General features: G+C 70.8%; 16 protein-coding genes. 9 read left to right on the forward strand and 7 right to left on the reverse strand.

What is annotated here, in order from left to right:
• Nucleotides 1-139: 139 nt before the first annotated feature.
• Nucleotides 140-994, reverse strand: coding sequence for a hypothetical protein (locus AB5J50_RS30930; RefSeq protein ID WP_369261426.1), 855 nt, complete (start codon nucleotides 992-994; stop codon nucleotides 140-142).
• 481 nt (nucleotides 995-1475) lie between these two features.
• On the opposite strand from AB5J50_RS30930, the gene purN reads away from it, so the two are divergent.
• Nucleotides 1476-2096: a phosphoribosylglycinamide formyltransferase gene (purN, locus tag AB5J50_RS30935; protein WP_369261427.1), complete on the forward strand. Its 621-nt coding sequence runs from the start codon at nucleotides 1476-1478 to the stop codon at nucleotides 2094-2096.
• Nucleotides 2093-3673, forward strand: coding sequence for a bifunctional phosphoribosylaminoimidazolecarboxamide formyltransferase/IMP cyclohydrolase (gene purH, locus AB5J50_RS30940; RefSeq protein WP_369261428.1), 1581 nt, complete (start codon nucleotides 2093-2095; stop codon nucleotides 3671-3673). The genes purN and purH overlap by 4 nt, the downstream gene beginning before the upstream one ends.
• A 302-nt stretch (nucleotides 3674-3975) precedes the next feature.
• On the opposite strand, the gene AB5J50_RS30945 is transcribed toward purH, so the two are convergent.
• Complete coding sequence (locus tag AB5J50_RS30945) at nucleotides 3976-4629, reverse strand: hypothetical protein (RefSeq protein ID WP_369261429.1); 654 nt, start codon at nucleotides 4627-4629, stop codon at nucleotides 3976-3978.
• Nucleotides 4630-4961: 332 nt separating this feature from the next.
• Here AB5J50_RS30945 and AB5J50_RS30950 point away from each other — a divergent pair, with 332 nt between their 5' ends.
• The 5 genes from AB5J50_RS30950 (at nucleotide 4962) to AB5J50_RS30970 (ending at nucleotide 10435) form a co-directional block, all read left to right on the forward strand.
• Nucleotides 4962-5816, forward strand: coding sequence for a bifunctional methylenetetrahydrofolate dehydrogenase/methenyltetrahydrofolate cyclohydrolase (locus AB5J50_RS30950; protein ID WP_369261430.1), 855 nt, complete (start codon nucleotides 4962-4964; stop codon nucleotides 5814-5816).
• 76 nt (nucleotides 5817-5892) lie between these two features.
• On the forward strand, nucleotides 5893-6351 hold the full coding sequence (locus AB5J50_RS30955; RefSeq protein ID WP_369265556.1) for a DUF3017 domain-containing protein: 459 nt from the start codon (nucleotides 5893-5895) through the stop codon (nucleotides 6349-6351).
• Nucleotides 6352-6695: 344 nt separating this feature from the next.
• A complete protein-coding gene (locus tag AB5J50_RS30960; protein ID WP_369261431.1) occupies nucleotides 6696-7274 on the forward strand; it encodes a helix-turn-helix domain-containing protein in 579 nt (192 codons plus the stop codon).
• A 380-nt stretch (nucleotides 7275-7654) separates the two neighbouring features.
• Nucleotides 7655-8923, forward strand: a complete 1269-nt coding sequence (locus AB5J50_RS30965; RefSeq protein WP_369261432.1) for a DUF2690 domain-containing protein — start codon at nucleotides 7655-7657, stop codon at nucleotides 8921-8923.
• A gap of 522 nt (nucleotides 8924-9445) precedes the next feature.
• On the forward strand, nucleotides 9446-10435 hold the full coding sequence (locus AB5J50_RS30970) for a malate dehydrogenase (protein ID WP_369261433.1): 990 nt from the start codon (nucleotides 9446-9448) through the stop codon (nucleotides 10433-10435).
• Nucleotides 10436-10484: 49 nt separating this feature from the next.
• Here the strand turns inward: AB5J50_RS30970 and AB5J50_RS30975 are convergent, their stop codons facing one another.
• The 4 genes from AB5J50_RS30975 to AB5J50_RS30990 all read right to left on the reverse strand — a co-directional run bounded on the left by AB5J50_RS30975 (nucleotide 10485) and on the right by AB5J50_RS30990 (nucleotide 13232).
• Nucleotides 10485-11384: a GNAT family N-acetyltransferase gene (locus AB5J50_RS30975; RefSeq protein ID WP_369261434.1), complete on the reverse strand. Its 900-nt coding sequence runs from the start codon at nucleotides 11382-11384 to the stop codon at nucleotides 10485-10487.
• 12 nt (nucleotides 11385-11396) lie between these two features.
• Nucleotides 11397-12203: an isocitrate lyase/phosphoenolpyruvate mutase family protein gene (locus AB5J50_RS30980; RefSeq protein WP_369265557.1), complete on the reverse strand. Its 807-nt coding sequence runs from the start codon at nucleotides 12201-12203 to the stop codon at nucleotides 11397-11399.
• 31 nt (nucleotides 12204-12234) lie between these two features.
• Complete coding sequence (locus AB5J50_RS30985) at nucleotides 12235-12636, reverse strand: carboxymuconolactone decarboxylase family protein (RefSeq protein ID WP_369265558.1); 402 nt, start codon at nucleotides 12634-12636, stop codon at nucleotides 12235-12237.
• 65 nt (nucleotides 12637-12701) lie between these two features.
• The gene (locus AB5J50_RS30990) at nucleotides 12702-13232 is read right to left on the reverse strand and encodes a carboxymuconolactone decarboxylase family protein (RefSeq protein WP_327431125.1); all 531 of its coding nucleotides are present in this window, start codon (nucleotides 13230-13232) and stop codon (nucleotides 12702-12704) included.
• 47 nt (nucleotides 13233-13279) lie between these two features.
• Here AB5J50_RS30990 and AB5J50_RS30995 point away from each other — a divergent pair, with 47 nt between their 5' ends.
• On the forward strand, nucleotides 13280-14683 hold the full coding sequence (locus AB5J50_RS30995; RefSeq protein WP_369261435.1) for a PLP-dependent aminotransferase family protein: 1404 nt from the start codon (nucleotides 13280-13282) through the stop codon (nucleotides 14681-14683).
• Between the two features lie 228 nt (nucleotides 14684-14911).
• Here AB5J50_RS30995 and AB5J50_RS31000 read toward each other — a convergent pair whose 3' ends face one another.
• Nucleotides 14912-15736, reverse strand: a complete 825-nt coding sequence (locus AB5J50_RS31000) for a DMT family transporter (RefSeq protein WP_369265559.1) — start codon at nucleotides 15734-15736, stop codon at nucleotides 14912-14914.
• 194 nt (nucleotides 15737-15930) lie between these two features.
• On the opposite strand from AB5J50_RS31000, the gene AB5J50_RS31005 reads away from it, so the two are divergent.
• Nucleotides 15931-16275: a hypothetical protein gene (locus tag AB5J50_RS31005; protein ID WP_369261436.1), complete on the forward strand. Its 345-nt coding sequence runs from the start codon at nucleotides 15931-15933 to the stop codon at nucleotides 16273-16275.
• Nucleotides 16276-16337 lie beyond the last annotated feature (62 nt).

The following is a 16337-nucleotide window of genomic DNA, read 5'->3' on the forward strand; positions in this document are numbered from 1 at the left end:
GGGCGGCCGCGGGTGGGTGGGGGATCGCGGGGCGCAGCCCCGCGCCGTCAGGGGTGCGGGGAACTGCGCGACCAGCCCCCACCCACCCGCAGCCAAGGAACGCACCTACGGGGTCTGGGGCGGAGCCCCAGGAACGGGATCAGCCCTGCGTCCCCAGCAAGCCGCGCAGCTCCTTCGGCAGGAGGTCGTTGCAGGACTGCTTCGCCGCGTTCGTGAGGGCGTCATTCGTACAGGAGTAGTAGTCGCTGTAGACGAGGTGTGCCGTAAAGGTCGCCGCGACCATGACGATGGCGAGCGACGCGGTGACAAGCCCGCTCACCGCGGCGGTCGTCTGGGGACGCACATTCGGATCGGGCGCCGGCGCATCCGGGTCCGGAGTCCGGGGCTTGGCCCGGAGCGCACTGCCACCCCAGTACAGAGCGAGTGCACCGAGCAGCAACGCCACATACGGCCAGTTGAAGAGGGCGAAGAAGAACGCCCACATGCCGGAGAGCAGGGCATAGCGCGCACGCCGCTGCGCCGGGTCCGTCGGGTCCCAGCGCATCCCGGTCCCCGGCCCTCCCGGACCACCGCCGGACCCTTCCGGACCACCCGGACCCTGCGGAGCCCCCGGCCGGTCACCGAAACGGCCGCCGGTCGAAGGCCCGGGCTGCCGGTCGCTCCACTGGCTGCCCCATGGGGACTGCCCGTTCTGGCCGGCCCCGCCGTTCTCGTCCGCACCCTGCCCGCTCGCGGGCCGCCTCGGCTGCCACGGCCGGTCGGGAGTTCCCTCGGGCGGCGGCGCGAACGGATTGTCGTCCGAGTCGGGAGCGTCGGGACCCGTCCCGCCCGATGAACCGTTTCCACCCGCCGAGCCGTGTCCGCCCACGGGGCCACGTCCGCCTGCGGAGCCGTTCCCGCCCGTCGGCACGTCCCCGCTCGACCGCGGCGGGGTAGGCGAAGGGCGCTGCTCGCGCAGCAGGAGCGGAGGGAGTCGGAGACTGCGGTCCGGCATCAGGTGTGCGTCTTCCCCTTGGTGGTTCTGGCGGGCGGCGTTGTCCACACAGCATCGTGCTCGCGACGCGCGCCCCGAGCTTCTGCACTCCGGGCTCACACCCTGAGCGTCATACTCCGGGCTCGCACCCCGAGCAACGTGCCCCGAGACTTGCGCCCCGAGCGTCGTACCCAGGGCTCGCACCCCGAGCACCCCGCTCCGGACTCGCGTCCCAGGGATTCCTGCCCAGGGCTCGCGCCCCAAGCGTGCGTACCCGTCCCTGGTCAACGTCCTGCGCACGCAGGGCGTTCCCCGTGCTGGACGGTGTTCCCGGGTGGATCCTCCCCAGACGCTACCTTCCGGCCACGCCCCCGTCCCGTGGGGGCCGCCCGGTGTGCCGGTATCGTTGCTGACGGTCGGCCGGTTCGTAGACTTCCCCGTATCCCGGGGCGCGAAGCATTCGTACGACCGTACAAACGCTCCCCCGAGAAAGGGCCCCGCCGTGGCCAAGACCAAGCGCCTCGTCGTGCTGGTCTCCGGATCAGGTACGAATCTGCAGGCATTGCTCGATGCCATCGCGCAGGACGGACCCGAGGGCTACGGGGCCGAGATCGTGGCCGTGGGCGCCGATCGCGACGGCATCGAAGGGCTCGCGCGTGCCGAGCGGGCCGGGATCGCCACCTTCGTCCGACGCGTCAAGGACTACGACAGCCGGGACGAGTGGGACCGCGCGCTCACCGAGGCCGTCGCCGCCCACGAGCCCGACCTCGTCGTCTCCGCGGGGTTCATGAAGATCGTGGGGAAGGAATTCCTCGCCAGGTTCGGGGGGCGGTTCGTCAACACACATCCCGCCCTGTTGCCCAGTTTCCCGGGGGCCCACGGCGTACGCGACGCGCTCGCGTACGGCGCGCGGGTCACCGGATGCACCGTCCACTTCGTCGACGACGGCGTCGACACCGGACCGATCATCGCTCAGGGCGTGGTGGAGATCCGGGACGAGGACGACGAGAGCGCTCTGCACGAGCGCATCAAGGAAGTCGAGCGAAGGCTGCTCGTCGATGTCGTGGGGCGGCTCGCCCGCAACGGCTATCGCATTGAGGGACGAAAGGTAGTTATCCAGTGACCGCCGACATCACTGTCACGGCCGAGAGCAACCAGCGGGCCATTCGTCGCGCGCTCGTCAGCGTCTACGACAAGACCGGGCTGGAGGACCTGGCTCGCGGGCTGCACGACGCCGGTGTCGAGCTCGTCTCCACCGGGTCCACCGCCGCGAAGATCGCCGCGACCGGGGTCCCCGTCACCAAGGTCGAGGAGCTGACCGGCTTCCCCGAGTGCCTGGACGGCCGCGTCAAGACCCTGCACCCGAAGGTCCACGCGGGCATCCTCGCCGACCTGCGGCTCGACAGCCACCGTCAGCAGCTCGTCGAGCTCGGCGTCGAGCCGTTCGACCTCGTCGTCGTGAACCTCTACCCGTTCCGCGAGACCGTCGCCTCGGGCGCGTCGCCCGACGAGTGCGTCGAGCAGATCGACATCGGCGGTCCTTCGATGGTCCGTGCCGCCGCCAAGAACCACCCGTCCGTGGCCGTCGTCACCAGCCCGGCGCGGTACGGCGACGTCCTCGCCGCCGTCAGGACCGGTGGCTTCGACCTGCGCACCCGCAAGCGGCTGGCCGCCGAGGCCTTCCAGCACACCGCCGCGTACGACGTGGCCGTCGCCTCCTGGTTCGCGGACGACTACGCGGCCGCCGACGAGAGCGGCTTCCCCGACTTCCTCGGCCACACCTACGAGCGCAAGAACACCCTGCGCTACGGCGAGAACCCGCACCAGGGCGCCGCGCTCTACGTCGACGGCACGGGCGGCCTGGCCGAGGCCGAGCAGTTGCACGGCAAGGAGATGTCGTACAACAACTACACGGACACGGATGCCGCGCGCCGTGCCGCGTACGACCACGAGGACCCCTGCGTCGCGATCATCAAGCACGCCAACCCGTGCGGGATCGCGGTCGCGTCGAACGTCGCCGAGGCGCACCGCAAGGCGCACGCCTGTGACCCGCTGTCCGCGTTCGGGGGTGTCATCGCCGTCAACCGGCCGGTGACGAGGGAGATGGCGGAGCAGGTCTCCGAGATCTTCACCGAGGTCATCGTCGCGCCCGAGTACGAGGACGGCGCCCTCGAAGCCCTCACCAAGAAGAAGAACATCCGTGTGCTGCGCGCCCACAGGGCGCCCGCGAACCCGGTCGAGGTCAAGCAGATCGACGGCGGCGCGCTGCTCCAGGTCACCGACCGCCTCCAGGCCGACGGCGACAACCCGCACAGCTGGACCCTCGCGACCGGCGATGCCCTGAACGAGGGCGAGCTCGACGAGCTGGCCTTCGCCTGGCGGGCCTGCCGCGCCGTCAAGTCCAACGCGATTCTCCTCGCCAAGGACGGCGCCTCGGTCGGCGTCGGCATGGGCCAGGTCAACCGCGTCGACTCCGCGAAGCTCGCGGTCGAGCGGGCGGGCGCCGAGCGCGCCCGTGACTCGTACGCCGCCTCGGACGCGTTCTTCCCGTTCCCCGACGGATTCGAGATTCTCGCCGAGGCGGGCGTCAAGGCCGTGGTTCAGCCCGGCGGTTCGGTCCGTGACGAGCTGGTCGTGGAGGCCGCGAAGAAGGCGGGCGTCACGATGTACTTCACGGGCACCCGCCACTTCTTCCACTGATCGCACCCGGTCGCACCCGATCGCGTCATCGCCGTGGCCTCTGGCCCTCCCCCGGGGGAGGGCCAGAGGCCACGGCGGCTTGGCGGGCCGCCGCTTCCGTCGTTCGCGATCGCATTGATCCAGTACGTGGGGGCCCACGACGATGCTGCACAAGGCCGGTCTCCCCGCGCACGCGCGGCTACGGAATTCAGCGTAGGCAGACGCACCAGGGCCGTGCCCCCCTTTACAGGTGAGACACGGCCCTTGGAGCGCATGGCGTGAACTGCTCAGTAACGCCGGACTGTTCGGTGGTGCGAGGCTGATCAGTAACGCGGGCGCGCGAACCAGGCGGTGCCGCTCGGCACGACCGGAGCCGCCGTGATGATGGCCGCGAACGTCACCCAGATCAGCGGGAAGATGACCGCGGTGGCGAGGCCGGAGTCCAGGCCGACGAACAGCGAGATCAGGCCGATGACGCCGCCGAGGGCGCCGTAGACGACCGTGGTGATCCGGACGCCCTGGCCGCCCTTGCCGAACTTCACGCCGAGGGTGATCGAGAGGGTCGCCAGGGCAGCGGCGATCAGGCCGATGACCACCAGGACGCCCGACGCGATGCCGGCACCGTCACCGAACGCGCCGAACGGATCGTCGGACGACGAGCTGTAGCTGTCCGCCGCGTTGGAGACGTCGTTGGCAATGGCGGCGAAGTAGAACCAGCCCAGAGCCGCCAGGATCTGCACCGCGGAGATGAGGAACAGGAAGACGCGGGCCGTGACCAGAAGTCCTGGCATCGTCTGCGGAAGCATCTGGTTGCCGCCGGGGTAGCCGGGGTACGCCGGCTGCTGCGGGTAGCCGTAGCCCTGCGGGGGTACGCCGGGCGGAGCGGCGGGGTAGCCGTAACCGGGAGCGGCCGGCGGAGCGGCGGGGGGCTGCTGGGGCGGCTGCCCGTAAGGGTTGTTCGGGTCGCCGAAACTCATGGCGGGTTTTCCTCCGTTGCCTGGTGCGGGGACGACGCGGCACGGTTCGGAGGAATTTCTACAGAGCGGTCCGTCCCCCCGGTACTGCCCGCGGCACTGTCTACTCATCGTTCTTTAGCCGACTCTTACTTGTCCAGCCGCATTCCTTATGTGTTGTGCAAGTGCAACATCACTGATCATGGCCGGATACGGGTGGACCGGTGCCCGCGAGGACATCGAACCGTCGTCGGCGAGGACGTCGAACCGGTGCCGGACGGCGGCTGGGGGGCGGCCGGGGAGTGGCAGGGGGGCCGGATTGGAACCAGGGCCGGGTCATCCGGGAGGATGGGGCCATGACCGCCCAGATTCTCGATGGCAAGGCCACCGCAGCCGCGATCAAGTCCGATCTGACCGCCCGCGTGGCGGCCCTGAAGGAGAAGGGCGTCACGCCCGGCCTGGGGACCGTCCTGGTCGGTGACGACCCCGGCAGCCAGAAGTACGTCGCCGGCAAGCACCGCGACTGCGCCCAGGTCGGCATCGCCTCCATCCAGCGTGAACTGCCCGCGACCGCCACGCAGGAGGAGATCGAGGCGGTGGTCCGTGAGCTGAACGAGGACCCCGCCTGCACCGGCTACATCGTCCAGCTGCCGCTCCCCAAGGGCATCGACGAGAACCGCATCCTGGAGCTGATGGACCCGGACAAGGACGCGGACGGACTGCACCCGATGAACCTCGGCCGTCTCGTGCTGAACGAGCCGGCCCCGCTGCCCTGCACGCCCAACGGTGTCCTCACCCTCCTGCGCCGCTACGGCGTGGAGATCAAGGGCGCCGAGGTCGTGGTCGTCGGCCGTGGAGTGACCATCGGGCGCCCGATGCCGCTGCTGCTCACCCGGCGCAGCGAGAACGCCACGGTGACCCAGTGCCACACCGGCACCCGTGACCTCTCCTCCCACCTCAAGCGCGCCGACATCATCGTGGCCGCGGCGGGCTCCGCGCACCTCATCCGCGCCGAGGACGTGAAGCCGGGCGCCGCCGTCCTCGACGTAGGTGTCTCGCGCAGCGCCGAGGGCAAGATCGTCGGCGACGTCCACCCGGACGTCGCCGAGGTCGCCGCGTGGATCTCCCCGAACCCCGGCGGCGTCGGCCCGATGACCCGCGCCCAGCTGCTCGTCAACGTGGTGGAAGCGGCGGAGCGCAGTGTCGGCTGAAGGCGGCTCCAAGAATGGTGAGACGCGGGACGCCGAGTCGGCCCTTCGGGATGCCGAGTCGGCCGTACGGGACGCTGTGAGCGCCTCCGGCGGCGAGCCCACCGCGCGGGACGCGGTCAGCGCGCCCGACGCCGAGGGGAAGCCGCGGCGCACCACGCGACGCTTCCCGCTGTTCACCAGGGACACGGCGCGGCCCGAGGGCGGCGGCCGGGCGGCGCCCGGGGACGCCCCGGCGCCCGCGCGCCAGTGGCCCATCCTCACCGTGCTGTCGGCCGTCGGGCTCGGTCTGCTGCTGACCGCGCTCGACGTGTTCCGGTACGGCACGATCCTGATCGGCGCCGCGCTGCTGGCCGGCGCCGTGATGCGCTGGATACTGCCCGACGTGGGCATGCTGGCGGTCCGCTCCCGCTTCACCGACATGCTCACGTACGGGGTGCTCGGCGTGGCCATCGTGCTGCTCGCGTTGATGGCGCAGCCCAATCCGTTGCTGGTGATCCCGTTCCTGGACGACACGCTGCACTTCACGGTGCGCTGAGCGCTTGAGAGCTGAGCGCTTGAGCGCTCAGCCCGGAACTCGGAGCGGCGCGCGCTGCGGGCCGCGCGTTGCGTCGGACATGGATGCGGCCCGTCCCCTCCCCCGAGTAAGGACGGGCCGCGACAGGGCGGGTGTTCCGCCCGGGGCCAACACTTGTGCACAGGAACAGGCTGTTCAACAGCTGGCAGTTCGCTGTGGCACGGAAGTGACCATTCCGCTACGGAGTCCGCGCCGTGCGACGGGAACCGGGCGCGTGCCGCCCCTGACGCAGTCCATCGCCCCTGGGGAACCGTCCGCGCCTCGGTGTCGTCCCTCCGCTGAGAGAGCGCCGAGGGAGGTCATCGATGAGTGCGTGGCAGCCGCTGCCGGAGCAACTTCCGACGGAGGTAAGCCACTTCGTCGAGCAGTTGCGGCGGCTCAAGGACAGCACCGGCCTCAGCCTGGTCGCCCTGGGTGCGCGCACCGCGTACAGCAAGTCCTCCTGGCAGCGCTACCTCAACGCGACCCAGCCGCCGCCCCGGCAGGCGGTCGTCGCGCTCTGCCGGGTCGCGGGTCTCGGGGGCGCGGACACCGAACGGTTCAGCGTGCGCTGGGAGTTGGCGGTGCGGGTGTGGCCGCGGGTGCCGGTGAGCGTGGGCCCGTCCGGTGACCCGTCGGGCGACCCGTCCGCAGGCTCGTCCGCCGACGCGTCGGTCGACCCGTCTGCCGACCCGTCGGCCGGTCCTTCCGCCCGTCCTTACGTCCGTCCTTCCTTCGGCGAGCCCATCCCTGATATGTACGAGGACGACCCCACGCTTCCTTGGTGGGACGTGCCCGAGGTGCCGGAGCCCAAGCCCGCCACGGGGCGTCTGCTCCTCTACGCCGCTCTGTTCCTGCTCGCTCTTCTCCTGGTCGCCCTGGCCGGGGCCGTCACCCTCGGGTGAGCTGATCACTCTCGTGGTTCCTGAGGTCGTTCGTGTGTTCCCGTTGTGTCGATGTCTTGACAAGTTCAAGGATTTGCACTGATCCATCACAACAGCCGGGATAACGTGGGCAATCGGGACGGTCCGGTACGTCCCGTGCGAGGTCAGAGGTTCGACCGGTCGTACACGATGCCGGTGGGACACTGGACCGCAGCCCAACGGGCGTGCAACGGTGCATGCCCCGGCCCGAATGCTCCCGTGCGCCCCCATCCCGGGAACTGAGATCCTGGCCGAGTGCATCCCTGTGGGTAGCCAGAACGGGGACTCGGCGGAGGGGCGCGCCACGCGCGGGGAGAACAGTCAGGCACGTACGGGGGGAATGCAATGAGGGGGGAGAAGCAATGCCTCGTTGGAGGGCCTTGCCGGATGAACTCGATCCGCAGGTCAGGGAGTTCGCCAGTCAGCTGCGCCGACTCGTCGACCGGAGCGGGCTGAGCATCGCCGCCGTGGCCGACCGCACGGGCTACAGCAAGACGTCCTGGGAGCGTTACCTCAACGGCCGGCTGCTCGCGCCCAAGGGTGCGATCGTCGCCCTGGCCGAGGTGACCGGGACCAATCCCATCCACCTCACCACGATGTGGGAGCTCGCCGAGCGCGCCTGGAGCCGCTCGGAGATGCGCCACGACATGACCATGGAAGCGATCCGGATCTCCCAGGCGCGCGCCGCGCTCGGGGAGTTCGGGCCGACTCCGGCGAAGGGGAGCAACGGGCAACAGGCCGCCCGCAAGGGCAGCAGTGCGACCGCGATGCCCGGGGTCGCCGGGCCCGCCGGAGTGGCCCCGACGTTCCCGCCGTCGGCGCCGTCCGTGCCGGCGCAGCCGTCCGGGCCCGACGCGGGGGAGTCGTCGTCATACGGGGCTTCGCCGTTCGGGGGTGGCTCGCGCGGCGGTGCCGGTGCCGGTGCCGGCTCCGGTTACGGCGGGTCCTCGTCCGGCGGGTCTTCGTCCGGCGAGTCTTCGTCCGGTGGGGCCGGGCGGGGCGGCAGTTGGGGAGCTGCCGCCCCGCCGTCCGACGGGGCCGGGCAGTTCGGTCCTGCGGCGCTGGTCGGGCCGGTCCGGCCGGCGGGGGGTCCCCCGCAGGACGCCCGGCCGGCTGGTGCGGGGGCCGGGGGCGGGGCACGGCGCGGACGGCGGCTCACGATGTTCCTCGCGGGGATCGTCGGGGCGCTCGTGGTGATAGCCGTGGCCGTCTACCTCACCAGCGGCGGGGACAAGAAGAACGCGAGCGACACGCCCACAACGCCCACGACCTCCGCCAGCACCAACCCCGACCTGCCGGCCGGGGTGAAGTGCAGCGGCGCGGACTGCACGGGCAAGGACCCGGAGAACATGGGCTGCGGCGGGGAGTTGGCCAAGACCACCACCAGCGTCACCGTCGGTACGACCCTCGTGGAAGTGCGCTACAGCAAGACCTGCGGTGCCGCCTGGGCCCGCATCACCCAGGCCGCGCCCGGCGACCGGGTCGAAGTGTCCTCCGGTACCGCCGCCAAGCAGACCGGGGCGGTCGACACGGACACCGACGCGTACACCCCGATGGTCGCGGTCAAGGACGCCGGCGACGCAACGGCGTGCGCGACGCTGAAGTCGGGCCAGAAGGGCTGCACGAAGTAGCGGTTGGTGGGGGCAGGCGTTCAAGGATTGCGCAGTTCCCCGCGCCCCTGACGGCGCGGGGCTTCGCCCCGCGATCCCCCGCCCGCCCTGGTTCGTTTGACTGCGGCTGGGTGGGGGTTGCCCGCGCAGTTCCCCGCGCCCCTAAAAGCATGGGGTTGTGCCCCGGGCTTTTAGGGGCGCGGGGAACTGCGCGCCCAGCCCCCACCCACCCGCAGCCGACAGTTGAGGGGCGCGGGGAACGGCGCAATCTTTCAGCGGGGTCTGGGGGCGCAGCCCCCAGGAAGGGATGGGTCGGGTAGGGGCGGCGGGGGCGAAAAAGGTCCTCCCGGAGGGTTCTGTGGGGTGGGCCACACGGACCCGGACACCTGGGGTCCCGGATGCGCGATAGCCTGACGGCGGATCTCTCTTGACGCCGAGAGATCGATCATCGGTACCTTTGATCGATCATTGCGGCGGCCGCAGGGGAAGATCCTGCACCCGGGGCAGGGACGCCCCACCGCCAGCTGTCATACGGAGAACGCCATGACCCGCACTCCCGTGAACGTCACCGTCACCGGCGCGGCCGGCCAGATCGGTTACGCCCTGCTCTTCCGCATCGCCTCCGGCCAGCTGCTCGGCGCGGACGTGCCGGTCAAGCTGCGCCTCCTGGAGATCACGCCGGCGCTGAAGGCCGCCGAGGGCACCGCGATGGAGCTCGACGACTGCGCCTTCCCGCTCCTCGCGGGCATCGACATCACCGACGACCCGAACGTCGCCTTCGACGGCACGAACGTCGGCCTCCTCGTCGGCGCCCGCCCCCGTACCAAGGGCATGGAGCGCGGCGACCTGCTGTCCGCCAACGGCGGCATCTTCAAGCCGCAGGGCAAGGCCATCAACGACAACGCCGCGGACGACGTCAAGATCCTCGTCGTCGGCAACCCGGCGAACACCAACGCGCTGATCGCCCAGGCCGCCGCCCCGGACGTACCGGCCGAGCGCTTCACCGCCATGACCCGCCTCGACCACAACCGCGCGCTGACCCAGCTCGCGAAGAAGACGGGCACCACGGTCGCCGACATCCAGCGCCTGACGATCTGGGGCAACCACTCGGCCACCCAGTACCCGGACATCTTCCACGCCACGGTCGCCGGCAAGAACGCCGCCGAGACCGTGAACGACGAGAAGTGGCTGGCCGAGGACTTCATCCCGACCGTCGCCAAGCGCGGCGCCGCGATCATCGAGGCCCGTGGCGCGTCCTCCGCCGCGTCGGCCGCCAACGCCGCCATCGACCACGTCTACACCTGGGTCAACGGCACCGCCGAGGGTGACTGGACCTCCATGGGTATCCCGTCGGACGGCTCGTACGGCGTCCCGGAGGGCCTGATCTCCTCCTTCCCGGTCACCACGAAGGACGGCGTCTACGAGATCGTCCAGGGCCTGGACATCAACGAGTTCTCCCGCGCCCGCATCGACGCGTCGGTGAAGGAGCTCGAGGAGGAGCGCGAGGCGGTCCGCAGCCTCGGCCTCATCTGAGCCAACTCATCGTGTTCCTGATGCCCGGGTGGCTTGCACCGCCCGGGCATCAGCACGTCACGTCGAAGAGCCGCTTCTCGAACCAGTGGGCGGCGTAGACGTTGTCGTCGTAGCGCGGGATCTCGGTGTATCCCGCCGCCCGGTACATGGCCTGCGCCTCCGTGAGTGCGGCGTGTGTGTCGAGCCGTACGACCTCGCACCCGCGCTCGACGGCCTGTCGCTCAAGGCCGTCGAGGATCCGCCGCGCGAGGCCCAGCCGCCGGGCCGCGGGGTGCACCCACACATGCCGGATCTCGCCCACCCCGGGTTCGAGGCGGCGCAGTGCCCCGCAGCCCACGGGGCGCCCTTCCTCGTACGCGACCAGGAAGGCACCCGCGTCCCCCGACACCTCATGGGGCCGTACGAGGGCGGCGGGGTCGAAGCCTTCCGGGAACCGTTCATCGATGTCCGCGGCGTACGCGGCGAGGCAGTCCCGCGCGTGGCGGGAGGCGCCGTCGACGAGCTCGACGGTGATCGAGGCCAGCCGCAGCAGCCGCTCGGCGACGGCCACTGCGGCGGTGAGTTCCTCGCGCCGGCCCGCGTCGAGACCGCTCAGCAGTCCTTCGGCCAGCGCGTTGGCCCGCCGGTTCTGCTCCTTGACCTCGGCAAGCCCGGCCGGTGTGAGCTCCGCGATCCGCAGCCGGCTGTCGGTGGGATGCACACGCACCCGTACGAGCCCCTGCGTCTCCAGCGCCCGGATCATCCGGCTCAAGTACCCGGCGTCCAGGCCGAGTCGGCTCCGCAGCTCCCGCAGCGAGGCGCCGTCGTCCCCGATCTCGAACAGAAGCCGTGCCTCGCCGAGGGGCCGGTCCTGGCCGAGGTAGTGGTCGTCGAGGACTCCGATGCGCCGGGTGAAGTAGCGATTGAACCGGCGAAGGGCCTTCACATGGTTCGCTGACACTGGCTCCATATTCCTTTGACTTTAGTCAAAGGACTGGGAAGCGTCCATGAGGTGTCCTGCGATCTCCCGCAGCGCATGCGTGGCCCGGCGCTGCAACCCCGGCCCGAACGTGATGCGCGTGGCACCTCGCTCACCGAGCTCGGAGAGATGTCCGGCGAGCTGCCCGCTGAGCTGTTCGGCGGGTGAGGGGCTGTGGGGCCGGGCGAACACGTTGATCGGCCCCTGGATCCCCGACCGCAGGAGGGGGAGTACACCGACCGGGGCGCCGATCGGATAGACGCAGTCGGCGCCGGCGGCGACGTACAACGCGGCCCGCTCGATCACCCGTTCCGGGTTGGAGTCCCCGTACTCGAAGACGTCGATGCGGGCGTTGACGAAGAGCTGGTCACCGGCGGCGGACCGTACCTCGGCCAGCCAGTCGGCGTGCTGGGCCGCAACCTTGAGGACACCCCCGTTGGAGTCCTCAAGGTTGCAGCCCACCGCCCCGGTCTCAAGGAGCCGCTCCACCAGCTCCTTGGGGGCGAGCCCGTACCCACCCTCAACGTCCGCGGACACGGGCACGTCGACGGCCCGGACGATCCGCGCGACCGCCGCGAACATCTCGTCGGCGGGCGTGGCCCCGTCCTCGTACCCGAGCGAGGCGGCGACCCCCGCGCTGGGCGTGGCGAGCGCCGGGAACCCGGCGTCCGCGAACACCTGTGCGCTCGCGGCGTCCCAGGGTCCGGGCAGGACCAGCGGGTCGCCCGGGAGGCGGCCCCGGTGCAGCGCGCGGAAGGTCTCGGCCTTGTTTACCGCGGCGTGCGTCCCGGCACGATCCGTGTGCACCATTCCGCGTTCTTCCGTGTTCACCATTCCGTGCTCACCATTCCGTGCTTCCCGGGGCGATCCGTCGGGTGACCATCAGCCGATTCCATCCGTTGATGACGGTGATCAGCCCGATGAGATGGGCGAGTTGGGTGTCGTCGAAATGCTGGGCCGCGTGCTCGTACACCTCGTCCGGCACGAAGCCGTCCGTGAGCACGGTGACGGCCTCGGTCAGCGCGAACGCCGCCCGCTCACGCTCGCTGTAGATGCCCTCGGCCTCCTCCCAGGCGTCGAGGAGCTGGATCCGGTCCTCGTCGACCCCGTGCTTGCGGGCGAGCTCCAGATGCATGTCGAGGCAGAACGCGCAGTGGTTGACCTGCGAGGCGCGGATCATGACCAGCTCGGCGAGAGCCGGGTCCCCGAGCCCTCTCTTCGCGGCGGCACTGAGCCCTTGCATCGCGGTCCGCACCCCGGCGTCCAGGTGAGTCGTGCGCTTCGTGTGCTCCGTGCCCTGGGTGGCCGTCACTTGTACTGCCCGGCCCGGTAGTGCCCGGGCACCAGACGGCAGGTCACGCCGAACCGGTTCCACGCGTTGATCACCGTGATCGCGGCGATCAGCTGGGCCAGCTCGGCCTCTTCGAAGTGCTCGGCGGCGTGCTCGTACACCTCGTCCGGCACGAAACCGTCCGTCAGGACCGTGACCGCCTCGGTCAGCGCGAGCGCCGCGAGCTCCTTCTCCGTGTAGAAGTGCTTCGACTCCTCCCACGCACTGAGCTGCACGATCCGCTCGACGCTCTCGCCCGCCGCGAGCGCGTCCTTGGTGTGCATGTCGAGGCAGAACGCGCAGTGGTTGAGCTGCGAGGCGCGGATCCTCACCAGCTCCAGGAGTACGGGGTCCACGCCCCGCCGGGCCGCCGCGTCGAGCTTGATCATCGCCTTGTAGACGTCGGGGGCGAGCTTGGCCCATTGCAGACGGGGGCTGTGCTCGGGGGCGTACTTCGTGGTCTCGTCGGTCATGTCGGTCTTCGTGCGCTCGTCGGTGTGGGTGGTCATGTGATCGACTCTAGGAGCCGGGTAGCCCAGGGGTATGGTCCATTTCCATGGCAGATACTTGGGCCACTTTGGGGGCCGACGGGGTCGACTTCCATCTTGAGCTGACCGGGTCCGGCGTCCGCAAAGGGCTGACGGACGCGCTCCGTGAGGCGGTGCGCAGCGGGCGGCTGGCCCCCGGAACCCGCCTCCCGTCCTCCCGCTCGCTCGCCGCCGACCTGGGCATCGCCCGCAACACGGTCGCCGACGCGTACGCCGATCTCGTCGCCGAGGGCTGGCTCACCGCGCGCCAGGGCTCGGGCACGAGGGTGGCCGAGCGGACGGTCGTGCGGCCGGTCCCGGAGGCGGCGCCGCGCGGCAGACGCGAGCAGGGGCTCCCCGCGTACAGCCTCGTCCCCGGCAGCCCGGACCTCGCCTCCTTCCCGCGCATCGCGTGGCTCAAGTCGGCCCGCCGCGCGCTGACCGCCGCGCCGTACGACGCCCTCGGCTACGGCGATCCGCGCGGCCGCCCCGAACTGCGCGCCGCCCTCGCGGGCTACCTCGCCCGGGCCCGGGGCGTACGGGCCGACCCGGACCGCATCGTGATCTGCTCCGGTATCTCGGACGGACTGACGCTGCTCGGCGCGGTGCTGCGGGCGCGGGGGCTGCGGTCCCTCGCGGTGGAGTCGTACGGGCTGGACGTCCACTGGAACCTGCTGCATCGCTCGGGGTTGCGTACGACGCCGCTCCCTTTCGATGAACTCGGCACGCGTACGGGCGACTTGGCGGGCCTGCGAGCGGTCCTGCTGACCCCCGCGCACCAGTTCCCCATGGGGGTGCCGCTCCATCCGGACCGCCGGGCCGCCGTCGTGGACTGGGCCCGGCGTACCGGTGGGCTGATCCTGGAGGACGACTACGACGGTGAGTTCCGCTACGACCGTCAGCCGGTCGGAGCGCTGCAGGGCCTGGACCCCGACCGTGTGGTCTACCTGGGCACCGCCAGTAAGTCCCTGGCCCCCGGGCTGCGTCTGGGCTGGCTGGTGCTGCCGACGTCGTTCGCGGCCGAGGTCACGTCGCTGAAGGGCGGGGGAGGGTGGTCCACCGGGGCCATGGATCAGCTGACCCTCGCCGAATTCATCACGTCCGGCGCATACGACCGCCATGTCCGTGCCGCCCGGCTCCGCTATCGCCGTCGCCGGGACGCCCTCGTGGCCGCCCTCGCCGCGCGTGCGCCCGCCGTTCACGCCACGGGTATCGCGGCCGGACTCCACGCGGTCCTCCAACTCCCGGCGGGCACCGAACAGTCGGTGGTGCGTGCGGCGGCCTGGCAGGGCCTGTCCCTCCAAGGCCTGTCCCGCTACCGACACCCCGACGCCGTCCCCGACTCCCTCGACGCCCTGGTCGTGGGCTACGGCACACCACCGGACCACGCCTGGTCGGGAGCCCTGGACGCCTTGTGCCGAGCACTCCCTTGACCCCGCGAGCGTTTCTCGCCCCCGCCGCCCCTACCCGTCCCATCCTTCTGGGGCTCCGCCCCAGACCCCGTGGGTGGGTTCGTCGGCTGCGGGTGGGTGGGGGCTGGTCGCGCAGTTCCCCGCGCCCCTGAAAGGGGCGGGGGGAAACTGCGCAATCTTTTAGCGGGGGTCTGGGGCGCAGCAGCCCCCAGGGATGGGACGGGTAGGGGCGGCGGGGGCGAAGAAACCTCACGTCCCCTCGCCCGGTGCCTCCCCGAACCGTGCCAACGCCAACGCCCCCACCACAGCCACCACAAACCCAAGAACCGCCAGCCACTCCAGCCCCTCCCGCGTACGGTCCCCCAGCCACACCACCCCCACCACCGCAGGCCCAATGGTCTCCCCGATGACCAACCCGGCGGTAGCCGTCGTCACCGACCCCCGCTGCAACGCCGAGGTAAGCAGCAAGAACGCCGCCCCTCCACCGATCAGCAGCGCATACGTCGCCGGATTGCCCAGCAACGCCCCCGGATCAAGGTCGTCAATGAGCCGCACCGACACCTCGACCACCCCGAACCCGAACCCGGCCCCCAGCCCCAGCGCAAGCGGCCGCCCCCGCTCGGGCAACCGCCCACCCACGAGACCCAGCAGCAGCACGGCGACGGCGGTCGCCAACATCGCGTACTTCAACTCAGCGGACCCGACCTGTTCCCCTTCCGTGCCGGACGCCAGCCCCAGCATCGCGAGCCCCGCGCACACCACCCCCACCGCACCCCACTCGACCCGGCTCAGCCGCACCTTCAGCAGCCGCGAGGCAACCACCGCGGTCACCGCGAGACTCGCGGCGAGCGCCGCCCCGACCGCGTAGATCGGAATGGATCGCAGCGCGGCGATCTGCAGCAGAAACCCGACCCCGTCGAGTGCGAGCCCCGCCAGATACCGCCACTGCCGCAGTGCCCGCAGCAGCAGCGCCGCGTCGCCGCCCGTCCCGCTGTCGGCCGCCGCGCGCGCGGCCATCGCCTGCAACACCGTCGCCGTACCGAAACAGACCGACGCACCAAGGGCGCACATCATTCCAAAGAGCACGAAGTGACTGTAGGGGACGGTGTATCGCGGGGGGTCACTGCGCACCTGCCGAAAGCGATCTCTAATGTGATCGCCTGCGGTAAGCGAATGAACTGACATGAGCTGAACCGCACTGAATCGATCTCAACACCGGTCTCAACACCGATCTCAACTGAACTGAACTGATCAGCGGGGGAACGGACATGGCGGACACTCGACGGCAACTGCGCTCGGGCACGGTCGTCCTCGGCGGCATGGGACTCCTCGCGGCGGCGCTCACCGCCTGCTCCTCGGACGCCGACAAACGCTGCGTCGACCGCGACAGCTACAACCTCACCAAGGGCTACAGGACCGTCGCCGACAAGAACTGCAAGTCCACCAAGACGTCGGTCAACGGCGCCTGGTACTACGGCGGCAAGAAGAAGAGCGGCTGGGTCGACGGCGGCTCCTTCACCAAGCCCAGCAAGGGATCCGGCAGCTCCGGCGGCAGCCACAAGAGCGTCGACCGCGGCGGCTTCGGCAGCGGCAAGGGCAGCTCGGGCGGCTGACCCCACGACGCCCCGGATCTGTAGCCCCAGGACGTCCCCGGACCCGTAGGCCCAGGACGCGA

Source organism: Streptomyces sp. R35, assembly GCF_041053035.1.
In the GTDB taxonomy this organism is placed as follows: Bacteria; Actinomycetota; Actinomycetes; order Streptomycetales; family Streptomycetaceae; genus Streptomyces; species Streptomyces lutosisoli.

Bases quoted from the DNA above. Each gene is read 5' to 3' on its own strand.
- AB5J50_RS30960 (WP_369261431.1), top strand. From the start codon at position 6,696: ATGAGTGCGTGGCAGCCGCTGCCGGAGCAACTTCCGACGGAGGTAAGC.
- AB5J50_RS30990 (WP_327431125.1), bottom strand. From the start codon at position 13,232: ATGACCACCCACACCGACGAGCGCACGAAGACCGACATGACCGACGAG.
- AB5J50_RS30945 (WP_369261429.1), bottom strand. From the start codon at position 4,629: ATGAGTTTCGGCGACCCGAACAACCCTTACGGGCAGCCGCCCCAGCAG.
- AB5J50_RS31000 (WP_369265559.1), bottom strand. From the start codon at position 15,736: ATGATGTGCGCCCTTGGTGCGTCGGTCTGTTTCGGTACGGCGACGGTG.
- AB5J50_RS30950 (WP_369261430.1), top strand. From the start codon at position 4,962: ATGACCGCCCAGATTCTCGATGGCAAGGCCACCGCAGCCGCGATCAAG.
- AB5J50_RS30930 (WP_369261426.1), bottom strand. From the start codon at position 994: ATGCCGGACCGCAGTCTCCGACTCCCTCCGCTCCTGCTGCGCGAGCAG.
- AB5J50_RS30965 (WP_369261432.1), top strand. From the start codon at position 7,655: ATGCCTCGTTGGAGGGCCTTGCCGGATGAACTCGATCCGCAGGTCAGG.
- AB5J50_RS30975 (WP_369261434.1), bottom strand. From the start codon at position 11,384: ATGGAGCCAGTGTCAGCGAACCATGTGAAGGCCCTTCGCCGGTTCAAT.
- AB5J50_RS30970 (WP_369261433.1), top strand. From the start codon at position 9,446: ATGACCCGCACTCCCGTGAACGTCACCGTCACCGGCGCGGCCGGCCAG.
- AB5J50_RS30995 (WP_369261435.1), top strand. From the start codon at position 13,280: ATGGCAGATACTTGGGCCACTTTGGGGGCCGACGGGGTCGACTTCCAT.
- AB5J50_RS30985 (WP_369265558.1), bottom strand. From the start codon at position 12,636: ATGCAAGGGCTCAGTGCCGCCGCGAAGAGAGGGCTCGGGGACCCGGCT.
- AB5J50_RS30980 (WP_369265557.1), bottom strand. From the start codon at position 12,203: ATGGTGCACACGGATCGTGCCGGGACGCACGCCGCGGTAAACAAGGCC.
- AB5J50_RS31005 (WP_369261436.1), top strand. From the start codon at position 15,931: ATGGCGGACACTCGACGGCAACTGCGCTCGGGCACGGTCGTCCTCGGC.